We start from the raw sequence: 21220 nt of genomic DNA, 5'->3' as shown, positions 1-21220 counted from the left end.
CAGACCTCGACAGCCAGCTCACCTCTTGCGGTGCGAAAAATCGCCTTAGTGGTTTCGCACGTGCTCTCCCCCATTATCCTGGCCACCGTGTTGCTGTTGGCAACGCCATGGCGGGATTCCTCAGTGCGCTGGACCGAGTCGATTGTTGCCGCCTTGTTCACCACGATTATTCCGTGGCTGATCCTGGCCGGGGCGAAACTGCGCGGCAAGGTCACCGATATGCACGTGACCGTCCGGCGTCAGCGGCATGGGATCTATGCCTATACCGCAGGATTGATCCTGTGCGGCCTGCTCGTGCTGCGGGTCATGGATGCCGGTTCCGGGATCTTTCTCGAAGTGCTCAGCATCCTGCTTGGATTGGCGCTTGTTGCCGTGATCAATTTGTGGTGGAAGGTCTCGGTGCACCTGGCTGTGGGCACCTACGTTGTTTTGCAGGTGGCGGGACAGCAGGCCGAGCTGATGCCGCTAGTGGTGTTCTTCCTTGCGGTGCTTTCCTGGGCCCGGATCCGCAGCTACCAGCACACCGCCGCACAGGTGTGCGGCGGTGTAGCTGTGGGCATCGCCATCCATTACGCGCATCAGTGGATAGCAGCTTTGCTTCCCTAGGCGCTAGGCTCCGCGAGCTTGGCTGGATCCACCAATCCGGCGTACTGCCAGCCCGGGTTGCTGCTGGGCCGGCCTACCTGGCATCCGGCTTCCTCCGCAATCAGCGCGCCGGCAGCCCAGTCATACTCCTGGGTGCCATATTCGGCGTAGGCGTCCAAAGACCCCTCGGCCACCAGGCACAGGTCCAGCGCGGCCGAGCCGAGTCGGCGCACATTGACGTAGTCCTGGAGCATCTGCCCGAGCACTTGGGCCTGGAACTGGCGGCGCTGGGAATCATAGCCGAAGCCAGTTGCCAGGATCCTGGTCTCGGATTCGGCCGGCCCGGTGAGCTGTGTGAGCTTCCCGGATCGCAGATCAAGCTTCCATGCACCCAATCCCTTTCCGGCGAAGTATTCCACCTGCAATGCAGGGGCGACGATGGCCGCGGCTACCCAGGTCTCGCTGCCATCCTCATTGCGTTGGCAGACGCCCACCGAGGAGCAGTAATAGGCGATGTTGCGCACGAAGTTCGTGGTGCCATCCAGCGGATCAATGCTCCAGCGCAAGCCGCTCGGGTTCGCAGGCTTGGCACTTGGATATTCCTCGCCGGTCAGTTCGTCGTTGGGCCGGGAGGTCAGGATGGCCGCGCGAATTGCTTCCTCGGCGGCACGGTCGAAGTCGGTCACCCAGTCCCCGGCCGCCGATTTGTCGGTGAGGTTGAACTGCGATTCATCGCGGCGGTTGAGTACTTCGGCGCCGGCGGCGGCGGCCCGGCGGGCAACCATTACCAGCGGATCATGAGTCACTGCGCGGTCCATTTCTAGCCTTCCGTTAGTGCGGCGAGGGCTACCTCGCGCGCTGCGTCTGGGCCCTGTTCAAGCAGGACGCCGAATCCGGTTTCGTCCAGTACCGGAACACCCAGGGACTGGGCTTTGTCCAGCTTTGACCCTGCGGCTTCGCCGGCCACCAGGAAGTCCGTCTTCTTCGAAACGCTGCCGGTGGCCTTGCCGCCACGGACAATGATCGCTTCCTTGGCGGTATCGCGGGAATAGTGTTCCAAGGTACCGGTCACCACAATGGCCAAGCCTTCGAGGTTCTTGGTGATGTTCGCATCTTGCTCGTCTTCCATCTTCACCCCAGCGGCCTGCCAGGAGGAGACAATTTCACGGTGCCAATCCACCTTGAACCAGTCCACCAGCGCGTCGGCAATGATTGATCCGACGGAATCGATTTCGCTCAGTTCAGCCTCGGCGTTGCCCGAGTCAAGGACCTCGAGCAGGGCATCCATGGAGCCGTAGCGGGTGGCAATGGCCCGCGAAGCGTTCGGGCCAACGTGGCGGATGGACAGTGCCACCAGCACGCGCCACAGCGGGTTGCCCTTGGCCTTTTCCAGCTCATCGAGCAGCTTCATGGTGCTCTTGGTTGGTTCTGACGGCTTCTTGGCGGTGGCCTTGGAGTAGAAGTACGGGACGAGCTCGAAAATGCCGGTGCCCTCCCCCTTGGAACGCTTTTCCCGCCATACCTTCACCTCGCCAAGCTCGTCGAGCATGTCCTTGAGGTTGAACAGTTCGGCTTCGTTTTTCAGCGGGCCGGGGCCAGCAGGCAGAATGATGCCGCCCTGGGTGGCAGGGTCCTCGCCCGGACCGCTGGTCAGGGCCGCCGCTGCTTCGTAGCCCAGTGCCTCGATATCAAGGGCGCTGCGTCCGCCGAGGTAGGCCACGCGTTCGGTGAGCTGGGCCGGGCAGGATTCAGCGTTGAGGCAACGAATGTCCACATCGCCTTCCTTGGCCGGCGCCAGTGGCTGCCCGCAGGATGGGCATTCGACAGGCATGACGAAATCACGCAGGTCTTCGTTGCCGTCACGCAGTGGCAGCACCGGGCCAACAATTTCAGGGATGACGTCTCCCGCCTTGCGCAGGATAATGGTGTCGCCAATCTTGACGTTCTTCGCCTTGACGACTTCCTGGTTGTGCAGGGTCGCGCGGGCAACGGTGGAGCCAGCGACGAGGACCGGTTCCATCACGCCGAAAGGCGTCACGCGGCCGGTGCGCCCCACCTGGACCTGGATGTCCAGCAGCTTGGTGTGCACTTCTTCTGGCGGGTACTTGTAGGCGACAGCCCAGCGTGGAACACGCGAGGTGTAGCCCAGCTGTTCCTGGGTGGCCAGGTCATCGACCTTGATGACGATGCCATCGATGTCATGGATCAAGTCGTGGCGCTTCTCGCCGTGCTCGGCAATGTAGTCCTTGGCTTCCTGGCGGCTGCCGACAACGCGGCCGTAGGGCGAAACCGGAAGACCCCAGTTGCGCATCAGCTCGTAAGCCTGGGACTGTTCAGCAAGGTTGAAATCGCGGCTGCGGCCCAGTCCGTGCACGAACATGCGCAGCGGGCGCTTAGCAGTCTGTTCCGGGTCTTTCTGGCGCAAGGACCCGGCGGCCGCGTTGCGCGGGTTGGCCAGGGGCGCCTTGCCCTGGGCAATCAACGCTTCGTTGAACTTGTTGAAGTCATCGGTGGCAATGAAAACTTCGCCGCGGACTTCGAATTCTTCGGGCCAGCCGGTGCCGGACAACTCCTGCGGGATGTCGCCGATGGTCAGCGCATTGTGGGTAACGTCTTCACCGGTGGTGCCGTCGCCGCGGGTAGCTGCACGCACCAGCTTGCCCTGGCGGTAGGTCAGGTTCAGTGCCAGGCCATCGATTTTGACTTCGCACAGCCACTTGACCGGGGTTTGCGGGTGCAGGCGTTCGGCATTGACCTGGGCACGTTCGAGCCACGCTTCGAGTTCATCAAGTGAGAAAACGTCTTCCAGCGAGTACATGCGGCTTGCGTGGGTGACCGATGCGAAGGCGGCGGAAACTTCGCCGCCGACTTCCTGCGTGGGCGAATCCTGTCCAGCCAGGATGGGATAGGTTGCCTCGAGCAGCTGGAGCTCATGGAACAACGCATCGTATTGCGCGTCGGAGACCAGAGGAGCATCGTTTTGGTAGTACGCCTCGCGGTGGGCACGGATCTGCTCGACCAGCTGTTCATAGCGGGACTTGTCAGCTTCTGGCGGAACGTTGGTGGCCTCAACTGGTGTTACGTCTTTTTCACTCACGTATTCAATTGTGCCCCACCGGCGGACAGTTTAGCTGGCTTGGAGCCCTAGTTCCCAGGTGCGTCAATTTGCGCGGACTCGGCTGCCAGCACATCAAGGACAATCACCGCGATGTTGTCCCGGCCGCCAGCTTCCAGTGCGGCCCCGGTGAGAATCCGGGCCGCTTCGGTGCGGTCCTTGTAGTTCACCAGCAAGGTCTGCAAGATGTCTTCGGTCAGTTCGCCCGAGAGCCCGTCGCTGCACAGCATGTAGCGGTCGCCGATGCGTGGCTGCAAGACGGTGAGATCCGGCTGGCTTTCGGCGCCGGCGCCAAGCGCACGGGTAATCAGATTCCGGTGCGGATGATTGCGGGCTTCCAACTCGGTGATCTGCCCGGCATCCACCATTTCCTGCACGGCCGAGTGGTCACGGGTCAGCTGCTGCAGGGCGCCATCACGCAACCGGTATCCGCGCGAGTCCCCCACGTTGACCAGCAACAAGCTCGGGATTTCATCGGCGACCACCGGGATCGGCTCGGTAGCTGGAGCCAAACTGGCGCGGTGGTTCTCCAGCATTTGCGGAGTGATCTTGGAGATGACATCAGTGTTCTGCGTCATCGCGAAACTTGAGGTCCAGGGCGGCACCGCGGCCAGTGGAGCGGTCACATTGTCCCGGCCTTTGCCGGGGGTCTTGATCTGCACCAATGCGCACAAGGTAGTGCCGCCACGTGATTCAAGCGCTTCGCGAATGCGGTCATCAGCCAGTTGCACCTGGCGCTGGACATCCGGCACGGATGGCAGTTTCCGAACCGACGTCTTATTGGCGAAGGTGCAGATTTCCTGCATCGTTTCCACCGCAAGCTGGCTGGCCACCTCGCCAGCTTCGTGACCGCCCATGCCGTCGGCTACCGCATACACGATGTCATGCATCAGGATGCGGTCCTGGTTTTGCGTTCGTTTCCGGCCCACGTCCGTCAGCCCTGCCGCGGCGAGGATGAACGGTACCGGTGCTGGTTCTTTAGCCATTAGTCGATCACCAGTCCTGCTCCCTCGCCTGCGGAGAGCTCATAGGGTTGAATGTCTCCAAAGCCGCGCACCGCGGTGATTTCCTGGGCGGTGAGCACAAAGCGTGCGTCATTGCGCAACGTGTTTGCGGTAATCGCGTCGGTCAGCACGGTGCCCGGTTCCGCCAGCGAGGTCAGCCGAGCCGCCATGTTCACCGTAGGACCATAGATATCACCCAGGCGTGAGAGCAGCCGGCCCCAGACCACCGCGCCGCGGGTTTGCGGGAAGAGCTCGTCCTTGGCCAGCTCGCGCGACAGGGACAGCGCAATCTCGGCGCCAGCCTGCGGGGTTTCGGCCACGTAGAGCACTTCATCGCCAATGGTCTTGACCAGGCGGCCACCGCCCACGGAAATGACCTCGGCGCATTTGGCTTCGAAGCGCTGCACCAGCTGGGCCAGGGTGCGCTCGTTCATGCGGCGCGACAGCGAAGTGTAGGAGACCAGGTCGGCAAAGCCCACCGCACGGGCCAGCGGCAGCGGGGTGCCGCCATCTTCGTCGCCACGGTCTTGGTTGTAGGCAGCCACTCCGGTTTCCACCCGCAATGCCATGCGGTGCACGGCAGAGTTCAGCTGGCGGCGCCATGAGTAGAGCAGCAGGTCTTCAATCGCTGGAATGATTTCGGGCAGCAGGCCGAAAAGCTGGCGGCGCGCCTGGCGGTCCGACATGTTCTGGTTGGCGATCATGTCCTCAACCAGTGCTTCGATCTGCCACACCACCATGCGGTCAGTCATCTGGCCAACCGAACGCATCAGGGAAATGGCGGTTTCTTCGGTCAGCTTGCCTTCGCGGACCATCCCCACCATGGTGCCCAGGGCTTCCTTGTCGGCCTGGGTGAAGAACACTTCATCATCGCTGAGTTCAGGGAAGCCGATGGCGCGCCAGAGCTTGCGCGCGGAGTGCAGGGAAACACCGGCCTCGGAAGCGACCTCGCGGCGACGGAATTCGCGTTGGCCGCCGATGAGCCGCCTTTCCAGCGAAGCGACGGTGTCGCGGACAGCGTCGGGGGTGTGGGCCGGAATGCGCAAGGGGCCTTCCATGGCCTGCGCAAGTTCGAAAATTGGATCCGACTCGGCCGGTGTGGCCACAGGGGGGTGCTGGCGGGCGCCGCGGACAGCCTCGGCGGCGGACTGCGGAGAGTCTGCTCGGGGTGTGTTGGTGTGCTCGGTGCTCATGCCCCCATGCCCTCACTGTTCGTCGTTTCGGTATGCACCGCATTCTGGTTGCTGCGCAGGTTCGCCATCGCCTCCATTGCCAGGGAACGGAAATACGGTACCGAGGGGACATGTGAGAGTCTCACGTATCCCTGGTTCAGCACGATATCCAAGGTTCCCGCACGCGTCATGGTGTTCTTCGCCTTGCTGTGCGCGACGAGGTCGCGAACTGTAAATAATCCTACAGATTGCAGCTTGCCATCGTTGTATGTGGGCCGGAACATGATCCGCTCGGTGGTCAAGACGATTTGGCTGCGTAGCCACCGGGCCCAGGGAATCACGCTCCAGATCAGCACCAGTGCGGCCCAGAGAACCACCGAAACGACCATCCACACATTCGCGTTGCCAGCTAGCCAGTCCGAGAGATCGTCCCGGGAGAGATAGCCCAACGAGAAGGTGCACACGGCAGTCAATACGAGGAAGGCTCCCACGGGCTGGCGCAGCACTCGCGAATGTTCACGAGTTTTGATAATCACTCGTTCCCTTTCATGCAGCGGCAACTTCATCGTGTTGTTCCTCGCCCCTCCTGTTCTCGACTCCGTGTTTCGGTCATCATCTCCAATAATAGTCCCGGGCCAAGACCCAAGTCTGGTTAGGCATACTTTCCGTCGGCGCGCCGTACGTGGTGCACGTCCCCTGCCATCACGTGCTTCCGCTGCCCGGTTCCATATTCCAGAACCAGTGAGCCGTCTGCGCCCAACTCGACCGCGTTGCCAACTAGCGTGGATCCATCGGGGAATTCCACACGCACTTCATGTCCCAGTGTGGCCAGCTTGTCGCTGACGAGCTGGCGCAAAGATTTTCCATTATTTCCCGGCAACGGCATCTGCGCAAAGCCGCCGACCCGGCGGAAACCCTGATCCAGTGCTGCGAATTGCTTCAGGTACTCAGCCAGCAGTTCGGTGCGGTCCAAGTTCTGGGCGCCAGCCAAACGCAGGGACGTCGCGGTGGGCACCGGAAGCTCGTCCCGGTTCTGGTTCACGTTGATTCCGGTGCCAACCACTACCCCGTAGCCGTTGCCAGTTGGAACCATTTGCGCCAGTATGCCGCAGACTTTCTGCTCTCCGGCCAACAAATCGTTGGGCCATTTGATGCCCAAGGGAACGCCGCCGATATTCTCGGCGGCTCGGCTCCAGGCCAAGGCCGCAAGCATGGTGTACCAAGACAGGGATTCGGCAGGGAAGCTGGGACCCGGCACCGCCAAGACACTGACGGTCAGGGAGGATCCTGCCGGAGTTACCCATTCACGGCCCAAACGCCCTTTGCCTGCCTGCTGGTGCTCCGTGAAGTACACGCTGAGGTGGCCGGCATCCCCATTGCCAGCCAGTTGCGCCAACTCGGTATTGGTTGAACCGGAGGTTGGCTTGATATTAACCAGCCCCAATTCCAGCTGGGCGGTGAGCTCGGTGAAGAGCCGGGAATCGAGAATTGCGCGGTCGGTGCCATGCGGGTTTTCCATACCTCCAACCCTATGGCACCGGCCGATGATTACGCTTAGTCCTGCCTCGTCATCTGCCTAGAGGAAGATGTCTTCAACCAGCGGGACTTCGGGGTTCAAGGTGTACTTCTCCAGGTCCGTCTCCCCAGCCAGCGTCAGCACCTGTCCATCCGTGAAGAAGTTTCCGCTGACTCCGGCCGGCGGGCTGGCAAGAATGGCCATGGCGGCATCTGCCACGACCGAAGCGTCGCGCGCTCCCTGAACCATTTCCTGTCCGCCTGGCAGGTTCCGGATGGCTGCGGTATCGATCAGGGTTTCGGGCCAGAGCGAGTTCACGCCGACGCCATCGTCCTTCAGCTCTTCGGCCAGGCCAAGGGTGGTCAGCGACATGCCGTATTTGGCCATGGTGTAGGCCAAATGCCGTCCAGCCCACTTCGGTTCCAGGTTCAATGGCGGGGAGAGGGTGAGTACATGGGCATGCTCGGAGGCGCGCAGGTACGGGAGCGCGGACTTTGAGAGCAGGAAAGTGCCGCGGACGTTGATGTCCTGCATCAGGTCGTAGCGCTTCATATCAAGCTGATCGGTCTTGGCCAGGTTGATGGCCGAGGCGTTGTTGACCACAATGTCGATGCCGCCGAACTTTGCAACCGCCTCTTCCACCGCGCGCTGCACATCGGCGTCCACGCGGACATCGCCAACTACGGCCAGGCCCTTGCCACCTGCTTCTTCGATTTGCGCAACGGCGGTATGGATGGTCCCTTCCAGTGCCGGATGCGGCGTATCGGTCTTGGACAGCAGGACCACGTTGGCCCCCAGCCTGGCTGCGGCCAGGGCGATAGCCAGGCCGATGCCGCGGCTACCGCCGCTCATCAGGATGGTGCGGTTTTCCAGGTTCCCGGGAACAGGTGCGATAAGAGTGCGCGATTCACTAGTCATGTGATATAGATTACGCGATGATCCCCCACTAAGCTACTGTTCAGTAACTTATTCTGGCGTGCCACGCACCAGATATCGGGCCATTTTGTAAGATTCCTACAAACAAATGAGCTGTTTGCCCAGCTAGACTGGCTTAGTTGGCATTTTTCTTGTGCCATTCCTACACATTGAAGACAACTCGAGGGAGTCGAAGGCATGACGCAGGGCAGAACCGAGGCAGCCGAGTCAATCGACCTGTCCACCACCGCCGGAAAGCTTGCTGAGTTCCGCCGCCGCCAGAAGCTCTCTAAAGCGCCAAGTGGCGAAGCAGCGATTGAAAAGCAGCACTCCCGCGGCAAGCACACTGCCCGCGAACGCATTGAAATGCTCATGGACGAGGATTCCTTCGTTGAGTTCGACGCCCTCGCAGTCCACCGCTCCACCGCCTTCGGCATGGAGAAGAAGAAGCCATTAGGCGATGGGCTGGTCTCCGGCTACGGCACCGTCGATGGCCGCCTGGTGGCTGTCTACTCCCAGGACTTCACCGTCTACGGCGGCTCCCTGTCCCAGGTCAATGGCGAGAAAATCGTCAAGGTCCAGGAATTTGCGCTGCGCAACGGCTGCCCAGTTGTCGGCATCCTGGATGGCGGAGGTGCCCGCATCCAAGAAGGCGTCGCTTCCCTGGCCATGTTCGCCGACATCTTCCGCAACAATGTCCATGCCTCGGGCGTTGTCCCGCAGATCTCGCTGATCATGGGCCCATCGGCCGGTGGTGCAGCGTACTCCCCTGCACTGACCGACTACGTGATCATGGTCGACAAGACCAGCCACATGTTCATCACCGGTCCGGACGTCATCAAGACGGTTACCGGCGAGGAAATCGACATGGAAACCCTGGGCGGCGCCCGCCAGCACAACGCCAATACCGGTACCGCCACCTATCTTGCGTCCGATGAAGAAGACGCCGTGGAGTTCTGCAAGGAACTGCTGGACTTCCTCCCGTCGTCCAACCTCTCGGATCCGCTGATTGCCGAATTCGATGAAGAGCTGGATATCACTGCCGAGGACCTGGAGCTCGATACGCTCATCCCGGACTCCGCCAACCAGCCTTATGACATGCGCACGGTCATCGAGTCGGTTGTCGACGACGAGCATTTCTTTGAAATGCAGTCGCTGTATGCACCGAACGTGATGATTGGCTACGCCCGCATCGAAGGGCGCACCGTGGGCATCGTCGCCAACCAGCCAATGCAGTTCGCTGGCACCTTGGATATCGCCGCCTCGGAAAAAGCTGCCCGCTTCGTGCGCAACTGCGACGCCTTCAACATCCCGATCCTCACCTTCGTGGACGTGCCAGGCTTCCTGCCGGGCAAGGACCAGGAATTCCAGGGCATCATCCGCCGCGGTGCGAAGCTGCTCTACGCCTACGCCGAGGCCACGGTGCCGAAGCTGACCGTGATCACCCGCAAGGCCTACGGCGGAGCGTACATCGTGATGGGTTCGAAGAAGCTGGGCGCGGACCTGAACCTGGCTTGGCCTACCGCGCAAATCGGCGTGATGGGTGCCCAGGGCGCAGTGAACATCCTCTACCGCCGCGATCTGGCCGCAGTGGAAGCCGAAGGCGGAGACGTCGAGGCACGCCGCAAGCAGATTATCGACGACTACGAGGCCGAACTGCTCAACCCCTACCAGGCGGCGGAGCTGGGCTACGTGGATGCGGTCATCGCCCCGAGCGAGACCCGCTTCCAGCTGGTTCGCGGCCTGCGCGCACTGCGCGAGAAGCACGTTAGCCTGCCGCCGAAGAAGCACGGCAACATCCCGCTGTAAGCAGCAGTGCCTGCCCGCCTAGTACCAGCTAAAACCAATAAGGAGCACTCCCATGGAACAGAACGCTGCGTTGCCTGTTGCCCCGCAGATCCGCGTCACCAAGGGAAACCCCAGTGACGAGGAAGTGGCGGTAGTTACCGCGCTGCTCGCTGCCATGGGCAATACTCCGGCTCCTGCACCAGAAGCCGCAGAGCCCAAGAAGCGTGTAGCCCGGATCCGCAGGCGCCGGGCGCTGGCCCCGCGTTTGGGCTGGACTATTGGCCGGCGCTAAGGCCTGCTGAAAGCGATGGCCCGGAACGTTCCCTAGCGGAATTTTCCGGGCCATTGCTCTGTGCAGCGCCGCTGGCATCCTAGTCTTCGTCGGGAACTTCGAAGTCCAAGATGGCTAGGTCTGCACGAGTCACCAGATGCGAACTCACAGCGTGTTCCACCAGTCGCGCCCTGCGGTTGGTGGCCAATTTTCCAGGCCCCCCGCGCAGCCCGGCCACGCCGGCCTTGTCCAATTTGTCGCAGACGTTATCGAGTTTGCGATTGAACTTCGTAATTCCCCACCCCAGCCGGGCGGCGGCAACGGCACTTGTGGGAATTGAACTCAAGCCAGTGCCTTCACGGCGCAGCATCGGCTCAGCCAGGACAACGACCAAGGCCCGCTGGGCACTGGTCAGCAGCACCGGGCCAATGGTGGTCTCGCCCGAAGCGTCGTAGTCCATGTAGGCCTGCCGGAATGCCGGCTGCGCAACATGAATCGATAGCTCGTAGGTGGTGGGACCGGCGGTGAAAACCACGCCCACCCGGTTCAGCACCAGGGGCAGGCTCGATTCCGGCGAGAGCCAGGCCTGCAGTCCGCCGGTACGGTCAGCAATCGTCGCGGTCAGCCGGCTACCGACGTTATTAAGCCACCACAGCCCGCTTTGCTTGGTAATCGTCAAGAAGTGCCGGTGCAAGTAGGGATTGTCGTCGATGGCCAGATCGCCTTCTCGGCCGATGGTGAAGGGCTTGGCGTCTTGGACAGGATAATACTGTCCGCAGTACTCGATAGTTACTTCACTCATCTCTCTTGCCTACTTTCCTGAACCTGCGGCGGTGCAGAACCGTGCTCCATCCGAGATACGTCCATCATCGCGCACGAGCTTGACCTCGATACAGGTTTGTCCGCCTTTCCCGATCTCGGTAGTGGCGCTTGGGGACATCGTCTGCTTGTATTCTCCCGTTTCCGTGGCGGTAATTGGAGCCCACCGGTAATGGTCTGCCTTATTCGGTTCTGGGTTGGACCAACGGAAAGTTACAGTTTCTCCGACCGTGGAGTACGCAAAATTATCCACCTTCGGCACAGTGCCGCCAACCAATGCATCCTTGGGCCCGTCCGTCGCTGTAATAGGCGGGCCAGAACGCTGTGCAGCATTTTGGTCCGGCAAGTACATGTTGGCAATGACAGCGCCGCCAACCAGGAGAAATAGCACAAGGCCCACTGCGATGAAGACCTTCGGCAGGCCCTGGCGCGGCTTCGGTTCTGCCGGCGCGTCCACCGGCGTTCCTGATTCGCCTCGAGCTGCGCTCTGCTGGCCCGGAGCCGAAATGGAATCCTTCGGCATTTCCAGCCGCGGTATTGGAACTGACGGTCCTGCCTGCCGCAGCCGTTGCCCGGGAACGGAGGAAATCATCGGTGGGGTAGGCAGCGGACGCTGCGCATCGCTAATCGAAGTAACATTGCGAACGCGAGTGCTCTCGCCGTGATCTTCGTCAACCGCTTCTGCAGGTTCTTCAAGTACTTCAAAGGGCGTGACCGAGAAGCCCAGCTCGATCTGGATTCGTTGCATCGAGCGGGCCAGTTCGGCAGCCGAGCCGAATCGCGACGCCGGGTTCTTCGCCATGGCTACCGCCAGCGCCTGGCTCAATGATTCAGGAACATCAAGCCGTTCCAACGGCACCAACGGCGTATTGCAAATCCGCTCAATGAGTACTGCCTGCGAATTATCCTGTCCAGGACGGACGAATGGCGAATGCCCGGCCAAGATCGTATAGATCGTGGCACCGAGCGAGTACACATCCATGCGCACACCCGGAGGCATGCCATCGCCGAAGGCTTCCGGTGCGGACCATGGCACCGAAAGCCCAGCGGTGTGTGAACCGATAGTTCCCGAGATGCCGAAGTCGGTCAGCGCCGGCCTGTTGTAGTCGGTGGTCAGCACGTTTCCCGGCTTGATATCGCGATGCACAATGCCAGCAAGATGCGCAGTATGCACCGCTGAACACAACTGGATCGCCAGGGACAGCGTTTCATCAATGCTCAGGACGCCACGACGGTATCGGACGTCCAAAGAAGGCCGGGAACAATACTCCATGGCCAAATAGGAACGTCCGTCTTCGGTGATCTCCGCTTGGTAGATCGTGACAATATACGGATGGGTGGACAGCTGGGCCATCAAGTTGGCTTCCGCCTCGAATCGCTGGCGGGCTTCCTCATCGCTGACATCCGCCAGCAGCACCTTCACCGCCACCTTGCGGTTGGGCCGGTGCTGCTCGTACAGGTAGACATCGGAAAATCCGCCCGTGCCCAGCGGCTTGACGTAGGTGAATCCCGGGATCTGCGGTGCCGGAGCTGGCGCGCGCCGCAGGCTCACGGCAGATCCTCGAAGCGTATGCTCACGCCATCGCCCAGATCAGCAACATCGCCGTTGATCAGCATGATCTCCTGGTGCCGGGACAGGCGCCGTGGCCGCTGCCCTTCGCGCAGGAGCACGGTGCCATTAGTCGCACCCAGGTCAACCAGCTGCACATGCCATCCTTCCACTCGCACATGCAGGTGCGAGCGGGAGATGTCACCGCTTGGGCTTTCCACCTTCAGCAGGCGGGGTTCGGTGTCGGATTTGATGGCTGCTGCGCTTGGCTGGCGCCCCAGGATCACCGAGCGGTTCAGTTCATGGGCGTATTCGCGGGCGCCACCGTGATCGCTGACAATCATGCGCCCCATGGCCGGTTTGCGAACTTGCTGCGCTTGGCCGGTGAGGCGCTCGCCGCATTCCCGGCAGGTCGAGGCAGTTGGAGGGTTGGGATGCCGCTTGGAGCAAGAGCGGGCCAAGATGAATTCATTCAGCGACACCGAATTTTCGGTGCCGTCCTTGGCGTCCAAACCTGAAGCGGCGCTGGATTTCGGAACACTGGAGCCGCGGATGATCGTGTGCTCGTCGTCGGCTGGTTCAACCGGCCGCGCCGAAGAGGCAGGACTTCCCGGGCGCGGTTTGATAATCGTGTCCAGATCATCGCCCTGGCCGGTATCGTAGACGGTCTCTGCTGCACCTCTGGCGCCCAGCAGCTGTCCGCCCAGCGATAGTTCCTCCGAGTAGGCTTCCTGCTCGTATTGTGCTGGATCCTGAGTTTCTTCCGAGACTTCGGTCGGCGGCAGCGCATAACTCGTTGCCGTGCCATCTGTCTGCTCATCCCCGGCACCCTGTGCAGATACCTTGGCCGCGTCGGCTGCCTTGGCTGCTCGTGCCAACACAGCTGCGGGGCCCTTGGGATCTCCTGCTTCTTTGGACGGCGCGGCGGCGCCCGGGTCGGATGCCGGCTTGGCGGCAGTTGGCGCTGGTTCTTTCGCTGCCGCTGGGGCCTTTGCCTGCGCGGGCACCGCCGCAGGCTTGGCCGCGGTTGCTGCGGGGGTCTTTGCCTGCGCGGGCGCCGCCGCAGGCTTAGCCGCAGCTGGCACTGGTTCTTTCGCTGCCGCTGGAGCTTTTGCCGGAGCAGCCGCCGGCTTGGCAACAGCGGGGGCCGCCGCAGGCTTAGCCGCAGCTGGCGCTGGCTCTTTCGCTGCCGCTGGAGCTTTTGCCGGAGCAGCCGCCGGCTTGGCAACAGCGGGGGCCGCCGCAGGCTTAGCCGCCGTTGCTGCGGGGGCCTTTGCCTGCGCGGGCGCAGCAGCAGGCTTAGCCGCAGTTGGCGCTGGCGCCTTTGCCGGAGCCGCAGCAGGCTTGGCCGCAGCGGCGGCAGGCGCCATCACGCTTGGAGCTGCTTTGGCCGGAGCAGAAGGGGTGGCAGGTGATTTGGATGCGGCACCGGCGGGCGCACCAGCAGCGGCGTCCCCTTCGGTGCCCCACTCAAGGCTTGATACTCGAACAATGCCTTCGCTAATTGGCAGCGCGAACGCAGCTTCAGGATTCGCCGAACCGGTGCTCAAAGTCCATGACTTCGACTCGCCAAGTTTGCGTTCGGTCCAGGTCGCAATGCCGGCACCGCTGACCAGCTCGTCACCGGCAGCTGTCCGTGCGGTAAATTCTGGGGCTCCCCGCAAGACCAGATGCGGTGCCCTGTCCCGGGAAACCAAAGCGAAGTTCGGCAGCTCGGCAATGTTCATCTGGTAAAGCGGCAACAGCTCTGAGAGCAGTGCTTCCACCGTCGTCTTCCCAACGAGGTTGGACCACAAAACGTTGACCTGTTCGGCGCTGGCGCTGGCAGGAAGCAGGACGATGTGCTGGTTATTCACCAGGGCGTACCAGTCTCCGGGAATGTAACTCAGGCCGTTCATGATTTCTCCTCTTGGTGGCTCGTGGTCGATATGCGTGGGATTGTAATGCCAACATCATCGGGGTGCCCATACTGCACGTCGGCGACGATCACGCTGATATTATCGCGTCCTCCGGCGTCGATGGCCGCTTGGACCAGTTCCTCGGACGCCTGCTGCGGATCCGGGAAACGCGTGAGGATCTCCTGGATTGCGGCGTCGCCGACTTCGCTGCTCAGCCCATCTGAGCAGACCAGAATGCGTTCGTGCCCTGCTAGTGGCACCAGCCAGTAATCGGGTTGGCTGTTGGCGTTGATCCCCAATGCGCGGGTGATGACGTGCCGGCGCGGATGGGTGGCCGCTTGCGCGGCGTCCAGCTGGCCGATATCCATCAGCTCCTGCACTTCGGAGTGATCGATGCTGACCTGTTGCAGCAATCCTTGGGCCCACAGGTAGGTGCGCGAGTCGCCCACATTGAACACCAGCAGTTCGGGTTGTTCTTCCTGCCCGCTGGAGGTCCTTGCATCAATCAGCACGGCCCCAGTGAGTGTGGTTCCGGCTCGGCCGGAGCCTGCCTCCACAATGCTGCGGTCAGCTTCAAGCAGCAGCGCGTCCAGGGTTTCCGGATCGAGATTGGTGCCGGCGTCTTGGAATCCCGCACCCAGGATCTTGAGGCACAGGGCGCTAGCTATTTCACCGGCTTCATGTCCGCCCATGCCATCGGCAATGGCCAGCAACCGTTCCGAGGCCAGCAAGCTGTCCTCGTTCAAGGCGCGGCGCAGTCCACGGTCCGTTGCCTGGCCGTGGCTGAATCTGAGGCTGGCTGCCGGGCTAGTATCTGTCACGGACGTTCCACCTGGAAGTAGCGGTCACCGAAGTACACCGTATGGCCAATCATTGCCTGCTCCGGCTTGCCCGGGACAAGTTCGCGCACATTTCCGTCTTCATCGACAATGGAAGAACCGTTGCCCGAATCCCGGTCCGTAACCCAGACACTGCCTACGCCCGGCTCGATCAGCAGATGCGTTTTGGAGACGGTGCGTTCCGGATCATCCACCGCGACCAGGTGAACACCTGCATCGCCCTCTGCGTAGGAAGGGTTGCGTCCGATCAAGATGCTGCCAGCAAGGTCAAGGCACCGGCTATCGTCAAAGAGCAGATGCAAGGCATCAGGCGATTGCGAACGAATCTGCGTGTGACCGAGATCTGCATCCGGGTCACCACCGGACTTGGACGAAGGGACTTCAACGATCTTCGCCTCCGGCTTAGGCTGCGAGGCAGGACGGGGACGAGCTGCTTTCTGCGCCTCAGGCGCATTGGCGCGCACGGCGCCTGGCACCGAATCGATGACTCCCGAGGACTTGCCGGGCTCTTCTTCTGGTTCGCCCACGAAGCGACGGCCCGGAGCATACTGCTGCTCAGGCGCGAAAGACCCCGGTCCCCCGGTACCACCGGTAGTCAGCGGATCCCGTCCAGCCTTGATATCCAGTACCAGCGTCCCGGCCGCCTTATCGTGCCATCCCTGCTTCTTGCCGTTCGCGTCGAATTGGTTGGAGATCACCATCAGCACCGGTCCCAGGATCGGAACGATACCCGCGACGGCTATCAGCAAACGGCGAATAATGATTTTACCCCAGCCCGGGCGCTCGCCTGACACAGTAGCGGTGCGTAACCCGAGGAGCACATTGCCAAGACTCTTGCCTGCAGCAGCTTCCCACCACCACAAGAACACCGTGTAGGCCAGAGCCAGGACGCCGTACAGGATGTACGTTCCGGCGATCTCGCCCATGATCTGCGGCGCATCCAGCGAGTTCACCATCCTGGATCCGATCATCGGCAGGAAAATAGCCGAGAGGACCAGTACTGGCAGGAAGTCGACGAGCCACGAAAGCAGCCGCTGCGCAGTTCGGGCATCTACCAGGTCCATTTTTACCGCCATGGCTTGCTCCTGTTTTTCCGTTGCAATGTTCGTGCCGTGGTGACCGTTTTAGCCGCCAACTCGTGTATCAGAGAGCGTGGAGAGTATTTCACCCGCATCTTGCCGAAGAAGCCCAGCGGCTCTTGCATCTTCTGGGTCTGCGCAATGACATCCTCCCAGTACTTCCGCACTTGCTCTTCGGTCGGTTCTTCATGCTCGAAGTTCGCCGCATCCGCACGCTGCGCCAGCGACTGCACCGGGCTGGACAGCGTCGGGAAACCGTCGGCCAGCACGCCGGCACTTTCCCGCCGGGTCGCACCGCTGGCAGTCGCGATTCGGTGGTCAGTGGCATGGCTGAGCAATTCCTGCCAGCCACCGCTCACGCGGTCACCGGCGCTGCCGGTTTGAGAACGCTTCTGCCTGCGGCGCAGCTTCAGCAAGGCAACCAGCAGCAGCGGCGAGAGCACAAGCAGCACCGAACCCAGCGAAATGCCGGCGACAATGATGACCTGGCCCCAGCGTTCCCAGAAGGTTTTCGGTTCCTCTTCGACTTCCTGCGGCTCCGGTGCAGTTTGCGGAGGCAAATCCGCTTCTTCCTGCGCCGGTGGTGGCGGTTGCAGCACCTGCGGCTGCGGCACAGCCTTGGGTTCCTGTTCCGGAGGAGTGGGCTGCTCGTCTTCATTCGGCGTCGGGTTGAAAGCAACCCAGCCTATTTCCTCGAAAGCGATCTCCACCCAGGCATGAACATCGGACCCCTTGATTTCAACGGCTTTCCCCGGCGCGTATTCCTCCGGGTAGAAACCCATGACTACGCGCGCAGGGATCCCTTGCTCGCGGGCCATCAGCGCCATCGCGACAGCATACTGCTCGTCATCGCCGATCATCTGCTCGGCATCGAGCAGGCTGGTGATACGTCCCGCTCCGTGCCCGGAGAGCGAGGGAACCTGGCCCTCGGTGCCGTTGGAGAAGAATCCGGTTCCGGAAAGCATGGCTTCAATGCTCCGCACGCGCTGCAGGTCGCCGCGTGCCGTACCGGTGAATTCGGCGGCCTTGGCTCCCGCCGTGGCTGGCACATTGGCCAGCTCTGGCATGCGGAACTGCGCCAAATCCAGTTCATTGAGCTGGTCATCGCTCGGCTTGGCGGGGAAGAGCACCTTAGCCGTGTAGGCATCGCCCTTCTCCAGGCCAATGGAGCTCAGCGCGCTTTCAGAGGTATCGCTGTAGAACAGGGAACGGGCCAGTTCATCTTCACGACCGCCGGCCAGATCCAAGCCCATGAGCTTGCCTCCGGAAGGAACCCACACCCCTTCATAGTCCTGGATCGAGATTTCAAGTTCAGCCGCTTCGCGGCCTTCCAGCGTCTGGGCAGAACGAATATCGCTGGCATCACCCACGGGGGCAAAACTGCCACCAGCGGAAGGATCCACGTTGATGACCATGCCGTTGTAGGAATCCAATGCGGCCAAGCGGATGCGCTCGCCCTTTGGCAAGCCCTTGACGGTCAGCAGGGTGTCGTCAGCCATTGTCTTCACATACTTGCGGAAACTCGTCAGCGGGCTTGGATAATCGTAGAGATCCACCGGTGGTTCCAACGCATCGCGCCACACCTGGCGCGGGGTTTCGGGGGCCAGCAGCGGAGTGGCCGCGGCGGTCGCTACGCCGGCTCCGGCCAGCACCAGGGCTCCGGCAATGATGCGGCGCAGCAACATCTGCTGGCCGCCATGGGAGTCAAGCTGCTCGTGGTTCAGCGAGCTGAATCCGCCGGAAATGCGCGTGTCCATAAAGCGCCGCCAGGCAAGCCAACCGACCAATACCGCAATCAAGGCGACGCCACGGGCGATCGGCATCGGCACGTCGCGGGTGCCGAAAACAATACCCAGCACGAACATCGCCAGCAGCGGCAGCAAAGTCCAATACGGCGAGCGCAAATGCCAGGCCACCAAGCCGGCCAGCAGCGCGGTGAGCAGCGCGGAAAGGAAGGCCACGATCAATACGCCGCCGTAGGAGCCTACCGGTGGCGCCACGGTGAGCATGTCTTTCCAGCTGAAGACCAGGCCGGTCAGCAAGGTGCGCAGGGATTGCCCGGTGGGCAAGATTCCGAAGGCAGCCTCGCGTGGAGTCGCCAACGGCGTGCCCAGCACGAGGTACAGCAGTGCGAACAGGGCCATGGTCCGCCAAGTACCCAGCTTGAAGTGCACATTGGCCCAGGCCAATGCAAGACCGGCAACAATTCCGCCGACGGCAGCCAGGATGAAGTTCAAGCTCGCGCCGTAGGCGTCCAGGAGACCCAGGGCACCAAGGACCAGGGCCAATCCCAGACAGATCGCGTCAACGCCGAAGCGCCAGAGGGGCAAAGACTGTTTCATGCCACGGCCTTTCGCAGCATCAAGCCGAGTTCTTCCAGCTTGCCCAGGCTCAGTACCGTCAGCTCGCCAATGTTCGAGCGCGTCGGCTCCATGCCGGTCTCGCACCTGATAGCGATGGCGCGCACTCCGGCAGGCACATGCATCCAGGCTTCACGCAGCGACTTTGCACTGGTCCTGGTGCCGGTGAGGAAGAAAAGCACCGACGCTCCGGGCACGATATCGGCGGTGTGGCGAACCACCTGCACCAGGTTCTCGCGCTGGCCAGCGGCTGCTTCGATGCGGGTCAGCGAGTCCATCATCATGCGGCCGCTGTCGGTGCGCACCGGACCTTGCTGGGTCACGATGGCCAGCTTGCGCTGTTCCGCCACTGCCTGCTGCCCGATGGAGGCAGCGACCGAAATAGCCAGTTCGAAATCTTCCTCTGCGTGCGCCTCGCAGTACTCGTCCAGATTGGTGCTCAGGCTCAGTGCCAGGTGCGAACGCCGGGTCTCTTCGAACTGGCGGACCATCAATTCACCGGTACGCGCCGTTGACTTCCAGTGGATATGGCGGCGGTCGTCTCCTGCCTGGTATTCGCGCAGGGCGTGGAAGGACACATCGGAGTTCGAGAGATCCGAAGTGGGCATGCCTTCGAGGTCGCGGATGAAACCAGCAGAGGAGCCATCGAGCGCGGTGGTGCGCGGATGGATGAACAGCTCGTAGCGGTCGGTCCATTTCACCTGCCGGCGCAGAATGGCGAAGGGGTCCTGGCGGACCGAGCGGACCGGCCCCACCTCCAGCACCTGGCGGCGCTGGGTCGGGATGGTGAACAGGTCTTCGTGCGTTCCTTGCGGCTCCAGGCGCGGGATCCGGAACTGGGCGGCACCATGGCCTACCGGAAGTTCCATCATCACCGGCGCTGCGCTGCGCGAGGCCTGGTTGGCCACCTGCAGGGCGCCAACGGCGCGGTCCCCCACAGCGACACGGGTGCGGTGCAGGTCCAGGTCCACGCTGAAATCATTGCGGCCCAGGATGAATCCCACGGAAGCCAGCAGCAGCAAGGTGGCCATGAAGGCGCCGAGCAGGGCCTCCTGCCAGCCGAAACTGGCGCCCAGGATCCACAGGAGAATCGCTGTACCCAGCAGCACGAAGCCCAGCGGCGAAATGACCGTGGTGACCGGTGCGAGGAAACGGGTGCTGAATTCCTTGACCCGCGCTGTTGCAGGGCGCAGGTATTCGCGCAGCACCTGCATTGCTTCGCTGGCCATGGTCAGCGACATTTCGGCCCTGCGATTCAGCCTGGTGCTCCGTGCAGAACGCTTAGCTCGTCTGCTCATTAATGCTCGTCCTGGTCCTTGCCGGCGGCCGGAGCGGAGTCTTCATTGCCACGGCGGGTTGGGGCCGGGACCTTGCGCAGCACCGAGGTGATGACCTGGGCGGAGGTGGTGCCGGTGAATTCCGCTTCCGGGTCCAGCACCAGGCGATGGGTGAAGATATAGGGCGCCAATTCCTTGATGTCATCCGGCAGCACGTAGTTCCGTCCCTGGCTGGCAGCCCACACCTTGGCCGCGCGCACCATCGCCAGGGCTCCGCGGACCGAAACTCCCAAACGGGTTTCCGGAACTTCGCGGGTCGCTTCGCACAGCGCCGCGACGTACTCCAGCACGGCGGTGTCCACATGCACGGTGGTTGCCAGCTCGGCCATTTCCACCACTGCTTCGGTAGTGATGATGGCGCTCAGCGCGGTCGAGCGGTCACGCTGGGTACTGCCCGAAAGCAGCGCCACGGTGGCTTCCCGGTCCGGATACCCGATGGAGGTCTTGATCAGGAAACGGTCCAGCTGGGCTTCGGGCAGCCGGTAGGTACCGGCCTGCTCGATCGGGTTCTGGGTGGCAATCACCATGAACGGGCGAGCCTGCGGGTAGGTGGTGCCATCGACGGTGACCCGCCCTTCTTCCATGACTTCCAGCAACGCCGACTGGGTCTTTGGAGACGCGCGGTTGATCTCATCGGCCAGCACGAGGTTGGCGAAGATCGGTCCATGGTGGAAGTCGAACTGCCCGCTGCGCTGGTCGTAGATGGTGATGCCGGTGACGTCCGAGGGCAACAGGTCCGGGGTGAATTGGATGCGCGAGTTGCTGCCCCGCACCGTGGCGGCCAGCGAGCGGGCCAGCATGGTCTTGCCGGTGCCCGGTGCGTCTTCGAGCAGCACGTGCCCTTCGGTGAGCATGGCAGTTAGCACCAGCTTGATGGCCTGGTCCTTGCCCAGCACGGACAGTCCGACATTGGACACCAATTTGGCGAAGGTATCGCAGAACCAGTTGGCCTGCTCGGTGCTCATGGTCATGG

At 62.2% G+C, this 21220-nt stretch carries 18 protein-coding genes; 3 read left to right on the top strand and 15 right to left on the bottom strand.

The window, feature by feature from the left end; translation table 11 throughout:
* The first annotated feature begins 48 nt into the window (after positions 1-48).
* Positions 49-606 (top strand): hypothetical protein, encoded by a 558-nt coding sequence (locus CQ012_RS07220; protein WP_105661756.1) that lies wholly within the window; start codon positions 49-51, stop codon positions 604-606.
* Here the strand turns inward: CQ012_RS07220 and CQ012_RS07215 are convergent.
* From CQ012_RS07215 to CQ012_RS07185, 7 genes are all read right to left on the bottom strand, one after another.
* Positions 603-1403: an inositol monophosphatase family protein gene (locus CQ012_RS07215; protein WP_105657144.1), complete on the bottom strand. Its 801-nt coding sequence runs from the start codon at positions 1401-1403 to the stop codon at positions 603-605. The genes CQ012_RS07220 and CQ012_RS07215 overlap by 4 nt on opposite strands.
* A 2-nt stretch (positions 1404-1405) precedes the next feature.
* Positions 1406-3682, bottom strand: a complete 2277-nt coding sequence (gene ligA, locus CQ012_RS07210) for an NAD-dependent DNA ligase LigA (protein ID WP_286134146.1) — start codon at positions 3680-3682, stop codon at positions 1406-1408.
* A gap of 47 nt (positions 3683-3729) precedes the next feature.
* The gene (locus CQ012_RS07205) at positions 3730-4686 is read right to left on the bottom strand and encodes a PP2C family protein-serine/threonine phosphatase (RefSeq protein WP_105657142.1); all 957 of its coding nucleotides are present in this window, start codon (positions 4684-4686) and stop codon (positions 3730-3732) included.
* On the bottom strand, positions 4686-5897 hold the full coding sequence (locus CQ012_RS07200) for an adenylate/guanylate cyclase domain-containing protein (protein ID WP_105657141.1): 1212 nt from the start codon (positions 5895-5897) through the stop codon (positions 4686-4688). The genes CQ012_RS07205 and CQ012_RS07200 overlap by 1 nt, the downstream gene beginning before the upstream one ends.
* Positions 5894-6442 (bottom strand): hypothetical protein, encoded by a 549-nt coding sequence (locus CQ012_RS07195; RefSeq protein WP_105657140.1) that lies wholly within the window; start codon positions 6440-6442, stop codon positions 5894-5896. The genes CQ012_RS07200 and CQ012_RS07195 overlap by 4 nt, the downstream gene beginning before the upstream one ends.
* A gap of 86 nt (positions 6443-6528) precedes the next feature.
* Entirely contained in the window at positions 6529-7395 is an 867-nt protein-coding gene (locus tag CQ012_RS07190; protein ID WP_105657139.1) for a biotin--[acetyl-CoA-carboxylase] ligase, read from the bottom strand.
* 57 nt (positions 7396-7452) lie between these two features.
* Entirely contained in the window at positions 7453-8310 is an 858-nt protein-coding gene (locus tag CQ012_RS07185) for an SDR family oxidoreductase (protein WP_105657138.1), read from the bottom strand.
* Between the two features lie 195 nt (positions 8311-8505).
* Here CQ012_RS07185 and CQ012_RS07180 point away from each other — a divergent pair, with 195 nt between their 5' ends.
* Positions 8506-10116 carry an acyl-CoA carboxylase subunit beta gene (locus tag CQ012_RS07180; RefSeq protein WP_105657137.1) on the top strand — a complete coding sequence of 537 codons (1611 nt, stop codon included), beginning with the start codon at positions 8506-8508 and terminating at the stop codon, positions 10114-10116.
* 52 nt (positions 10117-10168) lie between these two features.
* On the top strand, positions 10169-10387 hold the full coding sequence (locus CQ012_RS07175; protein WP_105657136.1) for an acyl-CoA carboxylase subunit epsilon: 219 nt from the start codon (positions 10169-10171) through the stop codon (positions 10385-10387).
* Positions 10388-10466: 79 nt separating this feature from the next.
* Here the strand turns inward: CQ012_RS07175 and CQ012_RS07170 are convergent, their stop codons facing one another.
* From CQ012_RS07170 to CQ012_RS07135, 8 genes are read right to left on the bottom strand one after another with little or no spacing between them, the layout of a single operon-like run.
* Positions 10467-11168 carry a hypothetical protein gene (locus tag CQ012_RS07170; protein WP_105657135.1) on the bottom strand — a complete coding sequence of 234 codons (702 nt, stop codon included), beginning with the start codon at positions 11166-11168 and terminating at the stop codon, positions 10467-10469.
* Positions 11169-11177: 9 nt separating this feature from the next.
* Positions 11178-12737, bottom strand: coding sequence for a serine/threonine-protein kinase (locus CQ012_RS07165; RefSeq protein WP_105657134.1), 1560 nt, complete (start codon positions 12735-12737; stop codon positions 11178-11180).
* Positions 12734-14632, bottom strand: coding sequence for an FHA domain-containing protein (locus tag CQ012_RS07160; protein WP_105661755.1), 1899 nt, complete (start codon positions 14630-14632; stop codon positions 12734-12736). Before CQ012_RS07160 ends, CQ012_RS07165 begins: the two co-directional genes overlap by 4 nt.
* Complete coding sequence (locus tag CQ012_RS07155; protein ID WP_105657132.1) at positions 14629-15453, bottom strand: PP2C family protein-serine/threonine phosphatase; 825 nt, start codon at positions 15451-15453, stop codon at positions 14629-14631. The genes CQ012_RS07160 and CQ012_RS07155 overlap by 4 nt, the downstream gene beginning before the upstream one ends.
* Positions 15450-16547 carry an RDD family protein gene (locus CQ012_RS07150; protein ID WP_105657131.1) on the bottom strand — a complete coding sequence of 366 codons (1098 nt, stop codon included), beginning with the start codon at positions 16545-16547 and terminating at the stop codon, positions 15450-15452. Before CQ012_RS07150 ends, CQ012_RS07155 begins: the two co-directional genes overlap by 4 nt.
* Positions 16538-18892 (bottom strand): DUF4129 domain-containing transglutaminase family protein, encoded by a 2355-nt coding sequence (locus CQ012_RS07145; protein WP_105661754.1) that lies wholly within the window; start codon positions 18890-18892, stop codon positions 16538-16540. The genes CQ012_RS07150 and CQ012_RS07145 overlap by 10 nt, the downstream gene beginning before the upstream one ends.
* Entirely contained in the window at positions 18889-20208 is a 1320-nt protein-coding gene (locus tag CQ012_RS07140) for a DUF58 domain-containing protein (protein ID WP_105661753.1), read from the bottom strand. The genes CQ012_RS07145 and CQ012_RS07140 overlap by 4 nt, the downstream gene beginning before the upstream one ends.
* Complete coding sequence (locus tag CQ012_RS07135; RefSeq protein ID WP_105661752.1) at positions 20208-21218, bottom strand: AAA family ATPase; 1011 nt, start codon at positions 21216-21218, stop codon at positions 20208-20210. Before CQ012_RS07135 ends, CQ012_RS07140 begins: the two co-directional genes overlap by 1 nt.
* Positions 21219-21220 lie beyond the last annotated feature (2 nt).

It is taken from the genome of Arthrobacter sp. MYb214, from assembly GCF_002979865.1.
Lineage (GTDB): Bacteria > Actinomycetota > Actinomycetes > Actinomycetales > Micrococcaceae > Glutamicibacter.
The sequence above is the reverse complement of the archived record's forward strand: the minus strand, read 5'-3'. Positions and strand labels throughout refer to the sequence as shown.